The sequence below is a fragment of the Pigmentiphaga sp. CHJ604 genome (assembly GCF_036972535.1).
Classification (GTDB): Bacteria; Pseudomonadota; Gammaproteobacteria; order Burkholderiales; family Burkholderiaceae_B; genus Pigmentiphaga; species Pigmentiphaga daeguensis.
Genome location: NZ_CP136998.1, coordinates 5,669,634 through 5,686,989 on the forward strand (window position 1 = coordinate 5,669,634; position 17,356 = coordinate 5,686,989).

The 17,356-nt window shown below is 67.3% G+C and carries 16 protein-coding genes; 11 read left to right on the plus strand and 5 right to left on the minus strand.

Annotated elements, in window-relative coordinates; all coding sequences use genetic code 11:
* Positions 1-105: 105 nt before the first annotated feature.
* Positions 106-1,641: a YifB family Mg chelatase-like AAA ATPase gene (locus R4823_RS27310; protein ID WP_132980665.1), complete on the plus strand. Its 1,536-nt coding sequence runs from the start codon at positions 106-108 to the stop codon at positions 1,639-1,641.
* Between the two features lie 170 nt (positions 1,642-1,811).
* The gene (locus R4823_RS27315) at positions 1,812-2,939 is read left to right on the plus strand and encodes a GGDEF domain-containing protein (protein ID WP_338616869.1); all 1,128 of its coding nucleotides are present in this window, start codon (positions 1,812-1,814) and stop codon (positions 2,937-2,939) included.
* Between the two features lie 14 nt (positions 2,940-2,953).
* On the opposite strand, the gene R4823_RS27320 is transcribed toward R4823_RS27315, so the two are convergent.
* Positions 2,954-4,642 carry a GGDEF domain-containing protein gene (locus R4823_RS27320; protein ID WP_243724699.1) on the minus strand — a complete coding sequence of 563 codons (1,689 nt, stop codon included), beginning with the start codon at positions 4,640-4,642 and terminating at the stop codon, positions 2,954-2,956.
* Positions 4,643-4,913: 271 nt separating this feature from the next.
* Here R4823_RS27320 and R4823_RS27325 point away from each other — a divergent pair, with 271 nt between their 5' ends.
* The 3 genes from R4823_RS27325 to kdgD all read left to right on the plus strand — a co-directional run bounded on the left by R4823_RS27325 (position 4,914) and on the right by kdgD (position 7,252).
* Complete coding sequence (locus tag R4823_RS27325) at positions 4,914-5,411, plus strand: DinB family protein (RefSeq protein WP_087836604.1); 498 nt, start codon at positions 4,914-4,916, stop codon at positions 5,409-5,411.
* Between the two features lie 80 nt (positions 5,412-5,491).
* Entirely contained in the window at positions 5,492-6,229 is a 738-nt protein-coding gene (locus R4823_RS27330; protein ID WP_087836605.1) for a FadR/GntR family transcriptional regulator, read from the plus strand.
* A gap of 111 nt (positions 6,230-6,340) precedes the next feature.
* Positions 6,341-7,252 carry a 5-dehydro-4-deoxyglucarate dehydratase gene (gene kdgD / locus R4823_RS27335; protein WP_338616870.1) on the plus strand — a complete coding sequence of 304 codons (912 nt, stop codon included), beginning with the start codon at positions 6,341-6,343 and terminating at the stop codon, positions 7,250-7,252.
* Between the two features lie 4 nt (positions 7,253-7,256).
* Here kdgD and R4823_RS27340 read toward each other — a convergent pair whose 3' ends face one another.
* The 3 genes from R4823_RS27340 to R4823_RS27350 form a co-directional block, all read right to left on the minus strand.
* Complete coding sequence (locus R4823_RS27340) at positions 7,257-8,645, minus strand: APC family permease (protein ID WP_338616871.1); 1,389 nt, start codon at positions 8,643-8,645, stop codon at positions 7,257-7,259.
* Positions 8,646-8,739: 94 nt separating this feature from the next.
* The gene (locus R4823_RS27345; protein ID WP_243724690.1) at positions 8,740-9,723 is read right to left on the minus strand and encodes a tripartite tricarboxylate transporter substrate binding protein; all 984 of its coding nucleotides are present in this window, start codon (positions 9,721-9,723) and stop codon (positions 8,740-8,742) included.
* Positions 9,724-9,764: 41 nt separating this feature from the next.
* Positions 9,765-10,721, minus strand: coding sequence for a 3-keto-5-aminohexanoate cleavage protein (locus R4823_RS27350; RefSeq protein ID WP_087836608.1), 957 nt, complete (start codon positions 10,719-10,721; stop codon positions 9,765-9,767).
* Between the two features lie 180 nt (positions 10,722-10,901).
* Here R4823_RS27350 and R4823_RS27355 point away from each other — a divergent pair, with 180 nt between their 5' ends.
* Both R4823_RS27355 and R4823_RS27360 read left to right on the plus strand, forming a co-directional pair.
* Entirely contained in the window at positions 10,902-11,426 is a 525-nt protein-coding gene (locus R4823_RS27355; RefSeq protein ID WP_087836609.1) for a MarR family winged helix-turn-helix transcriptional regulator, read from the plus strand.
* A gap of 167 nt (positions 11,427-11,593) precedes the next feature.
* Entirely contained in the window at positions 11,594-12,499 is a 906-nt protein-coding gene (locus R4823_RS27360; protein WP_087836610.1) for an AEC family transporter, read from the plus strand.
* Between the two features lie 9 nt (positions 12,500-12,508).
* On the opposite strand, the gene R4823_RS27365 is transcribed toward R4823_RS27360, so the two are convergent.
* The gene (locus R4823_RS27365) at positions 12,509-13,474 is read right to left on the minus strand and encodes a helix-turn-helix domain-containing protein (protein WP_338616873.1); all 966 of its coding nucleotides are present in this window, start codon (positions 13,472-13,474) and stop codon (positions 12,509-12,511) included.
* 247 nt (positions 13,475-13,721) lie between these two features.
* Between R4823_RS27365 and R4823_RS27370 the strand changes: the two genes are divergently transcribed.
* The 4 genes from R4823_RS27370 to R4823_RS27385 are packed head-to-tail and all read left to right on the plus strand — an operon-like array spanning position 13,722 to position 17,326.
* On the plus strand, positions 13,722-14,255 hold the full coding sequence (locus tag R4823_RS27370) for a 2,4'-dihydroxyacetophenone dioxygenase family protein (protein ID WP_087836612.1): 534 nt from the start codon (positions 13,722-13,724) through the stop codon (positions 14,253-14,255).
* Between the two features lie 44 nt (positions 14,256-14,299).
* Positions 14,300-15,511, plus strand: coding sequence for an amino acid ABC transporter substrate-binding protein (locus R4823_RS27375; RefSeq protein ID WP_338616874.1), 1,212 nt, complete (start codon positions 14,300-14,302; stop codon positions 15,509-15,511).
* Complete coding sequence (locus R4823_RS27380; protein ID WP_338616876.1) at positions 15,508-16,533, plus strand: acetamidase/formamidase family protein; 1,026 nt, start codon at positions 15,508-15,510, stop codon at positions 16,531-16,533. The genes R4823_RS27375 and R4823_RS27380 overlap by 4 nt, the downstream gene beginning before the upstream one ends.
* Positions 16,534-16,564: 31 nt before the next feature.
* On the plus strand, positions 16,565-17,326 hold the full coding sequence (locus R4823_RS27385) for an SDR family NAD(P)-dependent oxidoreductase (RefSeq protein WP_279819512.1): 762 nt from the start codon (positions 16,565-16,567) through the stop codon (positions 17,324-17,326).
* Positions 17,327-17,356: the final 30 nt, after the last annotated feature.

The following is a 17,356-nucleotide window of genomic DNA, read 5'->3' on the forward strand; positions in this document are numbered from 1 at the left end:
TACGCGGTCATGGCGGGTGGCTTCGCTGGGACACCTTTGTCCCGCCCGGCCGCCGGGCGCGCCGCGTTTGGACGGATACTGCGGCTTTCCTTTCCCCCTGCCGCCATGACTCTTGCCGTCCTTGCCAGCTGCGCCCTGACCGGCATCGACGCGCCGCCGGTGCGCGTCGAGGTCCACCTGGCGCCGGGCCTGCCTTCCTTCACCATGGTCGGCCTGGCCGATACCGAGGTGCGCGAAAGCCGCGAGCGCGTGCGTGCCGCGCTGCTCAGTTCCGGCTTCGACTTCCCGGCGGGCCGGCTGACCGTCAACCTGGCGCCCGCCGACCTGCCCAAGGAATCCGGGCGCTTCGACCTGCCCATCGCGGTGGGCGTGCTGCTGGCATCCGGGCAGATCGCCATGCCCTCGCTGGCCGGCCGCGTTCGCGCGCGGGACGCCGTCCCGCCGCTGGCCCGGCTGGTGCTGGCCGGCGAACTGTCGCTGACCGGCGCGCTGGTGCCCGTCGCGGGTGCCCTGGCCATTGCCCTGTCGTTGTCGCGGCGCCAGCCGGGCGCCGAACTGCTGCTGCCCGCCGGCAGCGCCGGACAGGCGGCGCGGGTGCCGGGACTGCGGGTCTACGGCGCCGCCACGCTGCGCGATGTCGTGGCGCACCTGGAGGAAAAACAGGTGCTGACCGCCACGGCCGGCCACGCCGATGCCGCCGCCGGCCTGCCGCCCTGCCTGTCCGACGTCAAGGGCCAGTACGGCGCACGCCGGGCCCTGGAGGTCGCGGCGGCCGGCGGCCACAACCTGCTGATGCTGGGGCCGCCGGGTTCGGGCAAGAGCATGCTCGCGCAGCGCCTGCCCGGCCTGCTCCCTCCGCTGCGGCATGACGACGCGCTGGAAGCCGCCGCCATCGCCAGTCTTGCGCCCGGCCCCGCGCCCCCCTTCGGCCTGCGGCCGTTCCGCGCGCCGCACCATTCGGTATCGGGTGCCGCGCTGGTGGGCGGAGGCACTCGGCCCCGGCCCGGGGAAATCACCTTCGCCCACCTGGGCGTGCTGTTCCTGGACGAACTGCCCGAGTTCGGCCGGCACGTGCTCGATACCCTGCGCGAACCGCTGGAAACCGGCCGCGTCTCCATCGCACGCGCCCAGCACCGCACCGACTATCCGGCGCGCTTCCAGCTGGTGGCCGCGATGAACCCCTGCCGGTGCGGCTGGCACGGCAGCAACGTGAAGGCCTGCGCCTGCACGCCCGACCAGGTGGCCGCCTACCGGGCACGGCTGTCCGGCCCGCTGCTCGATCGCATCGATCTCCAGGTCGAGGTCCCCGCCGCCGGCGACGACTGGGCCGACCTGCCTCCCGGCGAACCCACCGCCGCCGTGCGCCAGCGAGTCGAGACCGCCCTGGACCTGCAGCATCGCCGGCAGGGCTGCGCCAACGCGGCCCTCGCACCGGGGCAGGTCGACGCCTACTGCCGTCCCGATGCCGCCGCCCGAGCCTTGTGGAAACAGGCCATGAAGCAGTTCGCGTGGTCGGCGCGCACGGCGCACCGGGTATTGAAGGTGGCGCGGACGGTGGCAGACCTGGCGGGCGCGGCCGAGATCGGCAGCCCGCACATGGCCGAGGCGGTGCAGTTCCGACGGCCATTGAGGGAACGATAGGCACGGCCACGCCGGGTCCATCAACAATCGACCATTCCGTATCGACCATCCTCCTCGATGGCCCCTACAATCACGGTCGCTCAAACATGCGCCCGGGTTGCTCATCCCCCTATGACCGCCTGTCCTTCTGCCCGACGAGATCCGATACGCCCCACCCCGACCGGTGCGGCATGAGCGTTGAATTCGTCATCGGGGTGCTGAATACCTCCATGTCGGCGATCTTCGGCGCAAGCTTGCTGGCCCTTTGGTACTACCAGCGCGAACTGGGCTATATCGCCATCCTCGTAGGCTCGTACGCGGTAAGAATCCTGTCCTTCGGCAGCCTGTATGCCGCCTTCGCGCTGGACATGCTGGCACTGCGCATGGCGGCCAATACGCTGATCCTGATAGCAACGATGCTGCTGTCCATCGCGATTTCCAAGCGGCTGCGGATCCGGCCGCACTACGGCAGCCTGACGGCCATGACGGCGATATCGCTGGTGGGCAGAGGCTTCTTTCTGCTGGTACAGGACAACCTGCCGATGCGGGCCGCCATCATCAACCTGGGGCTGGCCTCGATCTGCTTCGTGATGCTGGCCGACCTGGCCACGCGCCGCCAGCGGACACCGGTCGAACAACTGCTGTTCGCCCAGATCGTCATCGCGCTCCTGAGCTTCGCCGTACGGCCCCTGACCTTCCTGATTTCCTGGATCGGCCCCGCGCAGTCCGAAGCCGTCTACTGGATCGTGGTGTCGATCTCCGACACGCTGATCTGCTCGACACTGGCGGCAGCCATTTTCGCGGTCATCGCCGTCGACGTGATGGACCGGTTCAAGGCCGAAGCCCAGATCGACATGCTGTCCGGCCTGTTCAACCGCCGCGGCTTCGAATCGCGCGCCATGCCCCTGCTGGCTCGACAGACCGGCAGCGCGCCCGCCGCCCTCATCCTGACCGACCTGGATCACTTCAAGGCCATCAACGACCGCTTCGGGCACCTGGACGGCGACAAGGTCATCCGGGCCTTTTCCGACATCCTGAAGGACAAGGCGCCGCGCGACGCCGTCGTGGGACGCATAGGCGGCGAGGAATTCGCGGTCCTGCTGCCGCCGGGACTGGCCGCTGCGGCCCACGCCATGGCCGATACCGCCCGGTCCGCGTTCAAGGCCGCGGCACCTGGCATCTTCGCGCACGCCTGCCACCCCACCGCGAGCTTCGGGATCGCCGTCGCTCGTGCGGGCGACAACCTCCTGGCCCTGATGGAGCGTGCCGACCGCTCCCTGTACCAGGCGAAGAACGACGGGCGGGACTGCATTCGATAGGCGCGGCGCCTTCGCTATGCAAGCGTCGCTCGTTCGCCCCGAAGAGTTCCGGACGCGGCTATTGACCTGACGGCAGTCCGGGTTCGATTACGCCCCGCGCTCTTGGCTTCGTAAAGCAGCTTGTCGGCCCGTTCATAGAGCTTCACGAAGCCTTCATCGTCCAAGGCTCTCGCCACGCCCATGCTGGCGGTAACGGGTCGTCCGAGCCCCGGAACCCTATCGGCAACGATTGCGGGGATCGCCTGTCGCCGCCGCTCGGCCTCGATACCGGCATCCTCGCCACGCAGGAAAAGCACGAACTCTTCGCCGCCAAGGCGATAGGCCACAACGTCCGGACCGGCCTCGATGGCGCTGGCCACGGCCTTGAGCACCGCGTCTCCGACCGCATGCCCGTTCAAGTCATTGATCGCCTTGAAATGATCGAGATCGATGACGGCCAGCGTGTCGAAGCCTTCGACTCGAAGCCGCGCGAACTGTCTTTCGATCGCCCGCCGGTTGAACAATCCCGTCAAGGGGTCGGTTTCGGAAAGCCGTTCAAGCAGATAGGCTTCGGTGCGCGCACGATCCCGCTCTCGCTTCATCGTCATGAAGCGGTCCGCCACGCCAAGCGTCGTGAAGAGGACTTCACACAGGCAACCCGCGTAGAACATGAGCATGGCGTCAGCGCTGTGGAACCAGGGCGTCACCCCCGTCACCAGGCGGGTCAGCCCGACGAACACCATGGGCGTGTATCCGACTGTCTGGAACTTCGCGGCACGGCTTCCACGGCGCAGCGCGTCGATCATCGACAGGATGAAAACGATAAGGATCGGCGCGAACGCCGCCGTGTAGGCACTCGATTGCACGGGCCGCGCAACGAACGGGAACGCCGCGTGCAATGCACTCAGGAATATTGCCCACACCGCGCAATACGGCAGCATGCGCCGAAGAACGGGATGCATCAGTCCGGACTCGATGAAGCTGTAGGTGAACATCGTGCCGGAAGCGACGGTTGCTCCGAAGATCACCGTCGTCATCCAGCTCAGCGTCATCGCGGGCGGATCGAACAGCACGACCGAGATGTTCGACGAGACCAGCAGGGTCATCAGCAGCGACAGCGTGAGCGCCGAATGCCAGAGCACGAACGGTTTGCGCAGTACCTGATAGAACGCCGCATTGAAGATCAGCGGCATGACGAGCATGCCCGCAAGCGCGGAAACGATGACCAGGAGCCGCGAGGCACCGGCGCCGTCGCCCGCGGCATCCTCGGACGCCAGATAGGCTTTCTCCAGCGTCATCCGGTGGCTGGGCAGGTCAATGGCGACGACGATCTGCTTCGTCACGCGCGTTACCTCGGGCAGGGAAGCCTTGAAGTACCCGCCGACCATCGAACTGGACAGGGCGGCGGCGGGAATGGTGCTTTGCCGGACCGTACCGTCCTGGTCGATCGCAAGCAGATGCACCGCCTCGAGTGCGCTGCGCCGCGAGAGAAAATACCGGGGAAGGGGGCCGTCCGGGCCAAGATCGAAACGAAGCAGCGCCCGCTCCGCATCGATGGAAAATTCTCGATCGGCACAGGACCATCGCTCGTCCGACCTGGCCATCGCGACGAGGTCATCCGACAATCCGCCGGATGCCCAGCAAGCGCTGCGAATGTCGGCGAAATCGGCCGCGATGGCCGGCACTGCGCCAAGGTACGCCAGTATCGCCATGAGCAGCGACACCGCCAAGACACACTTTCGAAAGCGACCCCACGCCATAACGCCTCGACAGCGCAACAAGATTTCGATGCAGTCAAGCGCGTCCGATATCAGCTTGGCAGAGCAGTCGCCCGATAGGCCGGAAGCAGGGCGGCAGGGCGCTGGGCTGCTAAACGCGGCAGTTTAGCAAACTGCCCGCGCCAGAATGGGCCCGAATCGCCAGGGGAAATAGGGCTAGTTCGCGGTTTCACCTTGATATCCTGCCGTCAGTCAGGAACGTCAAGGAACTCGCGACATGCTCACGACAGAAACGGCCACCATGCTGGCGAACTACGGCAACTGGGCGGACCAGGTACTTTTCAAAGCGATGCGGGCACTGCCCGAAGGCGCGGTCACGCAACGCCGCCAGACGCTGTTCGGATCGATGATCGGGACGTTGAACCACAACTACCAGGTGGACCTGATCTGGCGCGCCCACCTGCTGGGGGAAAAACACGGCTTCTCGACCCGCCGCGATCTGCTGCATCCCGACCTGGACACCCTCGTGGTGGAGCAGTTGAAGGTCAACCAGTGGTACATCGACTGGGCCGCCAGCCAGACCCCGGACAGCCTGGGCGAGCGGTTGAAGTTCAATTTCGTATCGGGACAGGCGGCCGAGATGGCCCGGGGCGGAATGTTCCTGCACATCGTCAACCACAAGACGTACCACCGCGGCTGGGTCTGTGAGATGTTCTTCGATGCCGGCGTCAATCCTCCGGAAACCGATCTGTCGGTCTACCTGACCGAAGGGTGAGCAAACCGGTAGTACCATGCACGCTTGCCGGCCGCCCGCCGCGTCCGGTCCTCAATCCGTGCAGGGAAGATCCACAGCGCATGCGTTCCATAGGCCGCACACGAAGTCTGTCCGAAGAACTCGTGCAGCTCATGTCCGAGAAAATCCACGGCAAGATGTGGAAGCCCGGCGACAAGCTGCCGACGGAAGCCGAGATCATGCAGGAGTACGGCGTCAGCCGCACGGTGGTGCGCGAGGCCATCTCGCGCCTGCAGGCGGCGCGCATGGTCGAGACCCGGCACGGCATCGGCACCTTCCTGCTGGAACCGCCGGTGGCGCCGCTGCGGCTCGATACCAAGGATGCGGTCACGGTGCTGGACGTGATGGCGGTGCTTGAACTGCGCATCACGGTCGAGACCGAGGCCGCCCGCCTGGCCGCGCAGCGGCGCACTGAACAGGACCTGGCGGAGCTGCGGCGCACGCTGGCGGCGTTCGAGGCGCAGATCGAGCCGGGCGGCGACACCGTCACGGCGGACCTGGCCTTCCACCAGCAGGTGGCCATCGCCACCGGCAACCGCTACTTCCACGAGATCCTGGCGCAGATGGGCGCCACCATCATTCCCCGGACGCGCGTCGATACCGCCGAACTGGCGCGCGACGACCGGCGGGCCTACCTGACGCGCGTGCATCGCGAACACCTGGCGATCTACGAAGCCATCGCCCGCCAGGACGGGGACGCCGCGCACGCCGCGATGCGCGCCCATCTGGCCCGGAGCCGGGAAAAGCTGCGGCAGGCCTATGCCGCCGGCCAGGGCGACGAGGCGGCGGCCACCATCTAACGTCCCACGCGGGCGGCAAACCGCGTCGCCGCATCATTGCCTTCTCCCAATTTAAGTTGTACGATGACTGACGACATATCACTTGTCCCCCTTTCACTACCGGATTCCGTCATGACCCCTCAAGAGCTGAAGGCCACGATTTCCCAGGGATTGCTCTCTTTTCCCGTCACCGATTTCGACCGGAACGGCGATTTCGCGCCCAAGGGCTACGCCGCCCGGCTGGAATGGCTGGCCCCCTACGGGGCCAGCGCGCTGTTCGCGGCGGGCGGCACGGGCGAGTTCTTTTCGCTGACGCCGGCCGATTATTCGGCGGTGGTGAAGACGGCGGTGGACGTGTGCGAGAAGCGCGTTCCCATCCTGGCGGGCGCCGGCGGCCCCACCCGCACGGCCATCGCCTATGCGCAGGAAGCGCAGCGCCTGGGCGCCAAGGGCGTCCTCCTGATGCCCCATTACCTGACCGAGGCTAGCGAAGCCGGCATCGAGGCCCACGTGGAAGAGGTCTGCAAGTCGCTGGACATAGGCGTGATCTTCTACAACCGCGCCAACTCGCGGCTGGGGCCGGCGGCGCTGTCGCGCCTGGCGGACCGCTGCCCCAACCTGATCGGCTTCAAGGACGGCATGGGCGACATCGAGGCCATGGTGCGCGTGCGCCGCGGCCTGGGCGACCGCTTCGCCTACCTGGGCGGGCTGCCGACCGCGGAAGTCTACGCGGCGGCCTACAAGGCACTGGGCGTGCCCGTGTATTCGTCGGCCGTCTTCAACTTCATTCCCAAGACCGCGATGGCGTTCTACCAGGCCGTGGCCAAGGACGACGCGCAGACCATCGGCCGCCTGCTGGACGAGTTCTTCCTGCCCTACCTGGAAATCCGCAACCGCCGCGCCGGCTACGCGGTCAGCATCGTCAAGGCCGGTGCCCGCCTGGTCGGCCACGACGCGGGCCCGGTCCGCGCGCCGCTGACCGACCTGGACCAGGACGAGATGCAGCGCCTGGCAGCGCTGATCGAGAAGGTGGGCGGGCAGTAGGCGGTCAGCCCAGGCTTTCCGGATCCAGGCGCGCCGCTTCCCTGCGCCGCGCCAGGTAGGTCACGCCCCACATCACCACGCCCAGCGCCAGCAGCCATCCCGCCACCTCGTACTGGATGGGATCGCGGCCGGTGAAGGGCGTGACCATGAACAGGCACACCACCGCTCCCAGCACGGCCAGCGGCGTCCAGGTGCGGAAATGCGGATGCCCGACGCGGTCGCCGCGCAGCAGCAGCACCGCGACGTTGACGAACGCGAACACGCCCAGCAGCAGCAGGGCCGTGGTGCCGCCCAGCGCGCGGATGGCCTCGGAGTCGCTGGCCGCGGACACCAGCACGATCAACCCCACCGCCAGCACGGTGGTGAACAGGATGGCGGTCCACGGCGTCTGCGTGCGCGCGTGCACGTGCGAAAGAAAGGAAGGCAGCACGCCCTGGCGCGACATGCCGTACAACAGGCGGCTGGCCATCATCATGTTGATCAGCGCCGAGTTGGCGACCGCGAACATGGAGATGACGGGCATGATCACTTCCATAGGCAGGCCGGGCGCGGCGCGCTTGACCACCAGCACCAGCGGCGTAGAGCTGGAGGCCAGCTCGCCCACGGGTATCAACGCCACGGCGCAGATGGACACCAGCACGTAGATGGTGGCCGTCAGCCCCAGCCCGGTCAACAGCACCTTGGGGAAGATGCGGTTGGGGTCGTGGGTTTCCTCGGCCATGTTGACCGAGTCCTCGAAGCCCACCATGGCGTAGAAGGCCAGCGCGGTGGCCGAGGTGATGGCCAGGAAGACACTCTTGTCCTCGGGCGTATCGAAGGCCACCACGCGCGAGAAGTCGGCCTGCCCGCCCGCGATCGCATAGAAACCCAGCAGTATCACCAGCAGCAGGCCGCTCAGTTCGACCAGGGTCAGCACCACGTTGGTCTTGACGCTTTCGGACACGCCGCGCAGGTTGACGCACATGACCAGCAGCATGAAACCCACCGCGCCCAGCGTGGTCAGCGTGGGACTGGCGTCGATGCCCAGGGACACGAACAGGTTGGCGGCGAAGGCCTGCGAAGCGGTCGAGGCCGAGGTCAGGCCCGAGCACATCACGGTGAAGCAGATGATGAAGGTCAGGAAGTGCAGGCCGAAGGCCTTGTGTACGTACAGCGCGGCGCCCGCCGCGCGGGGATACTTCGTGACGAGTTCGAGATACGAGAAGGCGGTAAGCAGCGCGATCAGGAAGGCGGCCAGGAAGGGCGCCCAGGCCGCCCCGCCCACTTCGCCGGCCACCTGGCCGGTCAGGGCATAGACGCCGGTGCCCAGGATGTCCCCCACGATGAACAGTAGCAACAACTTGGGCCCCATCACGCGTTTCAGGGGAGTGCCGCCCTCTTGCGCTGCCGCCATCGTGAGCCTCTTCGCGGGTATGCCGATGGATCGATTCTAGTGGGCACGCATTCCGTGCGTGTGTTGCTCATGCAACCGAATGTCTCGGCCCGGCTCAATCTACCCTGGCGTTGGACCGCCGCACCGCATCTCCCCAGGCTTGCAGTTCCGCTTCTACGTGGGTGCGGAATTCGGCGGGAGACCCACCGGCCGCCTCGACCGCGCGCTCATTCAGCGTCTGCCGAATCTCCGGCGTGGCCAGGGCACGGTTCACCGCTGCGTTCAGGCGATCGACGATGGCGACCGAGGTGCCGGCGGGCGCCCACAGGCCGTCCCAGGCCATGACGCTGAAGTCCGCGACTCCGCTCTCGGCCAGGGTGGGAAGCTCCGGTACCTGGGGCGAACGCACCGGACTGCTGACGGCCAGGCCGCGCAACCGGCCGTTCCTGACCATGGGCAGGGGAATGGGCATGACATCGATCATCAGCGATATTTGTCCGCCCATCAGGTCCTTGAGCGATGCCGCGTTGCCGTTGTACGGCACGTGCACCATCCTGATGCCCGCCTTGGCCGCCAGCATCTCGGCGGCCAAGTGCGACGTGGTGCCATTGCCGCCCGAGCCGTAGACATACTTGCCGGGGTTGTCCTTCAGGAGACGGAGCAGCTCGGGCATGGTGGTGGCGGGGAAATCGGAGCGCACCACGACGATCAGGGGCAGTTTGGTGAATTGCGCGATGGCGGCGAAATCCTTGACCGGATCAAAGCCCGTAGCGGCGCCGTAGAGGGACTTGTTGATAGCGTGGGTGCCGTTGGTGCCATACAGCAAGGTATAGCCGTCGGCTGCCGCACGCGCCACGTACTGCGCGCCGATATTGCCGCCCGCGCCCGGCCGGTTCTCTACCACGACCGTCTGCCCCAGCTCCTTCTGTAGCATGGTTCCCAGCAGGCGCCCCTGCACGTCGCCGCCACTACCGGCCGGGAATGGAACCACGAGATGAATGGGTTTGGCGGGATAAGCTTCCTGCGACAGTGCGAGGCCCGGCGCCGACAGCGCGCACGCCAGGCCGGCGACGGACAGGCTGGACAACATGGTTTTCATGGGATGCCTCCTGGGAGGCGGCCGCCTTGGCCGCCGACTGTTCATGGCTTGGCGGGCAGCCCGACGAGCGCCCGGTATTGGTTGGCGGAAGCCGGCGTGCGGCCCAGCAGTCCCGCGATGTCGCGAGCCATGCCGAACATCTCCAGATTGCTCTTTAGCCGCTCGTCGCGATGCGGGTGTTTCCACGGCGTGTCCTCGGTGCCGACACGGATGTGCAGTCCCATCATCGTGGCCAGCGTGGTCATGTAGAGCGACGCGCGCCCCGCGGCACATACGGTGATGACGCTATCCGGGTCGATCTTGCGGATCTGGTCAACCATCAGGAACAGATGTCGGCTCATGTCCTGCGCGTCGCTTACCCAGGTGCCGGAAATGAGCGTCCTGCCCACGTCGAAGGGCAAGCCGTACAGCACGATCCAGTTGTACGGCTTCTTCAGAATGCCCGTGTCGATCAGCTTGCGCTTGGCCAGCTCGATCTCGCCCGAACTATGAATGGCGATTTCCGGTTTGACGCCATGTTCCTCCAAGGCCTGGACGGCGGGAATCATGAAGGCATCCGGATGTCCCGAGGCGCATGGCGCGACCTCGGCCAACCCCGCGCGGGCCGGACTGACGCATACGTCGAAGGATTCGCCGTTCAGGATGTTCAGATTGGGGACGAAGTCGGTGCCAAAGCGCCGACGCAGCGGATCGAGCACGAGCGAGTAGGCTTCGACCGGTGGAATGTCCCGATCCAACCGCCGGCCCCGCTCGTCCACCACCCACGTAAAGTCCAGATGCACGCCGCAGGCGCCGGCCTCGATGACGTCGGACGCGGCATCGACATAGTGCTGGATGGACGAATGGCCCGCCCCCTCGTCCAGGCGCGCCGCCACCGCGGTGTTGATGGCGATCGTGGCGGGAATATCCCACCGAGGCTGGACACTGGCGTCCGCAACAAAGCGGTACTCCTCCATCTCCCGGCGCGCGGCCTCCCACAACGGCAAACGTTCCTGCATGACAGCCTCCGATCCGTGTCGTGAATTAATTCGTTCTAGATCGAATTAATTCACGACACGGATCAAAAGACAAGGCCCCTAGGGAAAATACCGCCTGTTTCGACAACGGCGTTTTTCATTGCGCCGGGTTTGCAGGCATCATTGCGGCAGACGCCGGCAGCCGGCCAGGAAACCGTTTGCATGAAACCAGCTAGTACGAAGAAGACCGGGACCCGATCGACATCCACGAAGCGCAGAGCCCCCCCGGGACACGAGCATTTCGATGAGCGCGACCGCACGATCGCCTGGGTCATCCGCACACTGCACCGCCTGTACACCGCCAAGGCCCAGGACATCTTGGACGAGGACAAGATCACCATCGCCCACTGGTATTACCTGCGCGTCCTGGCCACGCATGGCCAGCTCACCCAGCTCGAACTGAGCCGCCGCGTGGGCATCGCCTCGAACACCGCCGTACCCGCGCTGGAGAACATGGAAAGAATGGGCCTGGTCACCCGGGCCCGCGACCCCGACGACCGCCGCAAGCACCAGGTCGAATTGACCGAACGGGGCCGGGCACTGGTCGACAAGCTGCTGCCGCGCATGGTCGACATGCTGGAAGAGTCGATCACCGGCGCCACCGTCGACGAGGTCCGGACGTTCTGGAAGGTGCTGCTCCTGGTCGAAGGCAACCTTCGCGACGAGGCCGACGGCGGCTTCGATTGACGCCGGGTGCGGATCCGGAGTTTCGCGCTATCCTTGCGGGGACCCGCGGCCGGCCCCGGCCTCCGCTCTGTTACACCCTTTGCCCGCCGCCCCGTGCCCCCACGCGCCGCAATGCACCGATCCCCGCCGTCATTTCCCGCCATCCCGCTCCCGCAAGGAGCCGCCTGATGGGCGTCTTCCACATCTATTTCTCCATCCTCAGCCTGCTGGCCCCGCTCATGGTGGTCATCGGCGTCGGCACCACCTGGGGGAAGCTGGGACACGCATTCCCCGCCCAGTTCGTCACGGTGCTGGCCACTACCGTCACCACGCCGGCGCTGGTGTTCAACACCCTGGTCACGACCCAGCTCAGCAACGAGATCATGGCCACGGTGGCCGGCGCCACGGTGCTGGCGCTGGGGCTGTGCATGGGCGTCTCGGCGCTGGCGCTCAAGCTGTGCAAGCTGCCGGTGCGCAAGCTGCTCCAGACCACGTCCTTCCCGAACGCCGGCAACCTGGGGCTGCCCATCACGCACCTGGCTTTCGGCGACGCCGGACTGTCGACCTCGATCGCGTTCTTCGCCGTGTGCTCGTTCATCCAGCACACCGTGGGCGTGCGCACGCTGCCCAGCGCGGACGGCATGCCGGCGGCCTGGAAAAGCCCCATCCTGATCGCCTCGGTGCTGGCCGTGGCCTGCCGGGTCTTCAGCTACACGCCGCCGCAGTGGATCATGGAGTCGGCCCAGCTGCTGGGCAGCATGACGGTGCCGCTGATGCTGCTGGGGCTGGGCCACGCCCTGGCGCTGATTCCCGCGGCCGGCCTGAAGCTGGGCGGCATCGTTGGCGCCATCCGGCTCGTGGCGGGCCTGGCCACGGGCGCGGCGGCGGCATGGCTGGTGGGGCTGCCGGCCGACATGATCGGCAACGTGGCCCTGCAGATGGGCATGCCCTGCGCGGTGGTCAGCTATATGTACGCGCGCCGCTATACCGACATGGGCGACACCGCGGCGGGCGCGGTACTGATTTCGACCGTGGTGTTCCTGATCCTGGCGCCTTTCCTGCTATGGCTGCTGGGGTCGCCCGTGGCGGGCTGAACCCGGCGTTCAGGCTTGCCCGGCGCGCCGGTGCTGCATGGGCGTCATGCCGTAGCGGCCACGGAAGGCGCGCGAGAAATGCGCCTGGCTGGCGAAGCCCCAGCGATAGGCGATGTCGCCGATGGACAGCTTGCGGCTGCCCTCGTCCGCCAGTTCCTGGTGCGCGCGTTCGAGCCGCTTGTCCCAGATCCATTGGCTGACGCTGCGGTCCCGGTGTGCGAACAGGCGGTGCAATTGCCGCACGGACAGGCCCAGGGCGCGCGCCACCTTTTCTGCATCCAGCGCGGGATCGTTCAGGTGTTCGGCGATGAAGGCCTCGGCGCGCAGCAGCCGCCATGCGGCCATGTCGTTCAGTTCCCGCGCCGCGCCGGGATCGACCGCCGCGCGCAGCAGGTGCCGGGCCTGGTCGGCCACGCCCGGCACGGCGTCGGCGCGCGGCCGCTCGACGAAATCCACCGCCATGGTGCGCAGCGTGTTGGCCAGCAGCCGGCCGGTGCGCAGCCGGTTGTCCACCTGGATGGGCGCCGCGGGCCGCATCTCGCGCCGGCCCCGGAACAGGCGGTCGGCCTCGACCTCGACGATGATCTGGCGCATGTCGCCGGTAAAGCCGTACAGGTAGGGAATCGCGTTGGAATAGACGATGACGTCGCCGGCGCGCACGGTGTAGCACTGGCCCGACTGGAACAGGAAGGCGTCGCCTTCGAGCAGGATGCAGGCGAAGATCGAATCCTTGGGATGGGTCTTGAGCAGCGAGCGCGTCCGTTCGATGACGTGCTGGTTGCCCCGGATCTCGGTGAAGGCGACGTCGTCCGCGTCGAACACGCGGCCCTGGGCACGCAGGCCGTGCGGGTCGTAGGTCAAACAGGTCAGGCCGATCAGTTGCGAGGCGTTGTACGACTCCCAGAATGCCAGCCGCTGGGAAGACGGCACCTGGTCGGTCGATGCCTGCGCGCGAGGGGACAGGGTCGTGCTCATGGTCGTGCCCGTGGGAGGACCGCCCGGCGACGGGGCGGATGGCGTCCAACATGGCGGCGGCGCCGCGGCTTATGGCGATGCTAGCACGGGCCGCCCGGCCCTCCGGCCCGGGTTGACCGTAGGGTACGGACCGCGCCCGTGGCCGCGGCCATGTCGCGCCCAGTCAAATTCGCCGTCCCGCCGGGTCAAGCGGCCGGACGGCGCGCTCGCTACATTGACACGATCCATCGAAGACCAGGAGGCCCCCATGCTCAAGACCGCCGGCAACGAGTTCTGGCGCGACATCGCACCCATCGCCGACGTGTTCAAGCCCGATGCCAAGCCCGAGGTGCACATCGGCAACGCGCCCACCGACGACAGGAAGTGGTATGTCCCCTTCACCGACACGGTGGCCTCGCGGCCGCTGTGGATCTCGCCTTCCGAGAACCGCTGGTGCGACATCCTGCGCGCCGATGCCGCCGGGCTGGTCAACCGCCACTACCATCCGCACGAGGTGTTCGCCTACACGATCTCGGGCAAGTGGGGGTACCTGGAGCACGACTGGATCGCCACCGCGGGCGACTTCGTCTACGAGACGCCGGGCGAAGGCCACACGCTGGTGGCCTTCGAGCACGAGCAGCCGATGAAGGTCTTCTTCATCGTGAAGGGGCCGCTGATCTGGCTGGACGAGAAGGGCCAGTCCACCGGCCATTTCGACGTGCACGACTACATCGCGATGTGCCGCGCGCACTACGAGAAGATCGGGCTGGGCGCCGCCTACGTGGATACCTTGTTCCGCTGAAACAGGCCCTGCGGGGCCCGATAACGACAACCAGGAGACGACACATGCAACGCAGGCGATTCGCGACCTTGCTCGCGGCGGCGGCCGCCACCGCGCTGGCGGCGCCGGCACTGGGCCAGTCCAAGGCCCCGGCCGAGATCCGCATCGGCTACGCCATTTCCAAGACCGGCGCCTACGCCGGCGGGGCCAGCACCACGGTGCTGCCCAACTACCAGATGTGGGCGGCTGACGTGCAGCAGGCCGGCGGCATCGAGATCGGCGGCAAGCGCGTGCCGGTCAGGTTCTTCGAGTACGACGACCGCAGCAATTCCGAAGAGGCCGTGCGCGCGGTGGAACGGCTCATCAACCAGGACAAGGTGGACTTCATCCTGCCGCCCTGGGGCACAGCCATGAACCTGGCGGTGGCTCCCATCCTGCACAAGCACAACTACCCCCACCTCGCCACCACGATGATCTCGGACCATATTCCGCAATTGCGCGAACGCTGGTCCAATCTGTTCTTCTTCACGCTTACCTCCACGGACTACGCCAACGGCGTGGTGGACGTGCTGACGCGGCTGCGCGAGGAAGGCAAGATCAAGGGCAAGGTCGCCATCGTCAACGTGGCCGACCAGTTCGGCCTGGAGCTGTCCAAGGCCGCGCGCGAGGGCCTGAAGAAGGCGAAGTTCGACATCGTCTACGACCAGAGCTACCCCCTGGGTTCGCAGGAGTTGCAGACCATCCTGAACGAGGTGCGCCGGCGCGAGCCGGAGGCCTTCCTGGCCTTCAGCTATCCACCCGACACCATGGCGCTGAACGACCAGGCCAAGGTCGTGGGCTTCAACCCCAAGGTGTTCTACACCGCGATCGGCACGGTGTTCCCGATGTTCAAGAACCGCTTCGGCGCCAATGCCGACGGCGTCATGGGCCTGGGCGGCGTCAGCGCCGAACTGCCCGTCACCCGCGACTACCGCGAGCGGCACCTTGCCATGTTCAAGCAGGAGGCGGACTACAACGGCAGCGCCGTCACCTACGCCACCCTGCAGATCCTGCAGCAGGCCATCACACGCGCGGGCTCCATCGACCGCAAGGCCGTGTCCGAGCAGATCCGCACCGGCAGCTTCGAGACCGTGCTGGGCCCCGTCAAGCTGACCAACCGCCTGTGGGCCGAGGCGTCCAGCGTGGGGCAATGGCAAGGCGGCGTGTTCCAGCCCATCTCGCCCAAGACCGCCATCGGCGTCAAGCCCGCCGTCTTTCCCAAGCCCGAATGGAAATGACGGCCGGGAACATGGTGGCCGATCATGTGCTGCGCTGCGGTCCCGGCACGGTGGTGTGGGGCTTCCTGGGGCCGGACGTGCCGCCCGCGCTGCGCATACGTCCGGGCGACACGGTACGCATCGACACGGTGAACGCCGTGGGCGTGCCGCTGCCGCCCGACGAGGCGCTGGCCTTCTTCACCCATCATGGCCTGCCCCTGGAGGGGCCGGTGGCCGAGATGCTGGAGATCATGCGCACCGTGCCCAAGGACGTCGGCCCGCACATCCTGACCGGCCCGGTCAGCGTGGAAGGCGCCGAGCCTGGCGACGTGCTGGCGGTGGAGATCCTGGCCGTGGCGCCGCGCGAGCCCGCGTACGGCGTCAACTTCGCCCGCCCCGGCGCGGGCGCGCTGCCGGGACTCCTGAAGGAACCGCGGCTCAAGCTGATGCGCCATGACGTGGCGGGCGGCGTCGCCCGCTTCGACGAACGCATCGCCATCCCGCTGGCACCGTTCATGGGCACCATGGGCGTGGCGCCCACCCGCAAGGTGTCCTCGATCCCGCCCGGCCCCTTCGGCGGCAATCTGGACCTGAAGGATCTGCGGCCGGGGGCGGTGCTGTACCTGCCCGTGCAGGTCGCGGGCGCGGATTTCTTCGTCGGCGACGGGCACGCGGCGCAGGGCCACGGCGAGGTCAACCTGACCGGGCTCGAGACCTCGATGACCGGCGTCTTCCGCTTCGCGCTGCACAAGGCCCGCGGCCTGCGCTGGCCCATGGCCGAGACCGACGAGCACTACATCGCCATGGGGCTGGACGAAGACCTGGACGCCGCCGCCGAGCTGGCTGTCTTACAGGCGGTGGCGGTACTGCGGCATTTCGGTGAATTGCCCGATGCCGATGCCTACGCGCTGGCCAGCCTGGCCGTGGATTTCGAAATCACCCAGCTGGTCGACGGCGTCAAGGGCGTCCACGGCCGCATCCCCAAGCGGCTGCTGGCCGCCTGCCCGCGCGCAACGGGCTGCCGGTGGGGCCCGCTGCCCTGAACGCCTTCCTCCTTTTCACCGGACACGACTCATGAACATGAAAGACCAGGTCTGCATCGTCACCGGCGGTGCCGGCAGCCTCGGGCTGCACAGCGCGCTGGCCATGCTGGAACAGGGTGCGCGCGTCCTGCTGGTGGACCTGCACGCCGACGCGCTGGACGCCGCCCGCGCCCAGGCGGCCGGCCACGGCGATCGGGTGGCGACCTTCGCCGGCGACGTCACCGACCCGGGGCAGGCCCGCGCCTACGTCGACGACGCGCTGCGGCGTTGGGGGCGGCTGGACGTGCTGGTCTGCAATGCCGGCATCAACGGCGCCATCCGGCCCATCGCCGACTACCCCGACGACGTGTTCGACGCGGTCATGGCCGTCAACGTCAAGGGCACCTTTCTGGCTTGCAAGCATGCCCTGCCCCGCATGGCCGACGGCGGCAGCATCGTCATCGTCTCCAGCGTCATGGGCGTGACGGCCGACCCCGGCGTGTGCGCCTACGCCACCTCCAAGCACGCGCTGATCGGCCTGATGCGCGTGGCCGCCAAGGAAGCCGCCGGCCGCGGCATACGCGTCAACGTCGTCGCTCCCGGCCCCATCGCCAACGACTTCCAGGCGGACATCGAACGCCGGCTGGGCGAGGTGCTGGGCCTGGACGCCACCCGGATGCTGGACGAGGCCATTCCGCTGGGCCGCCACGCGCGTGTCGAGGAAATCGCGCAGACGGTGCTGTTCCTGGCTTCGCCGCAAGGCAGCTTTTCCACCGGCAGCGTCTTCATGGCCGACGGCGGCATGCACGTCTGATGCGGTGTTTGCCTCAAGTCCCGGGTAGCG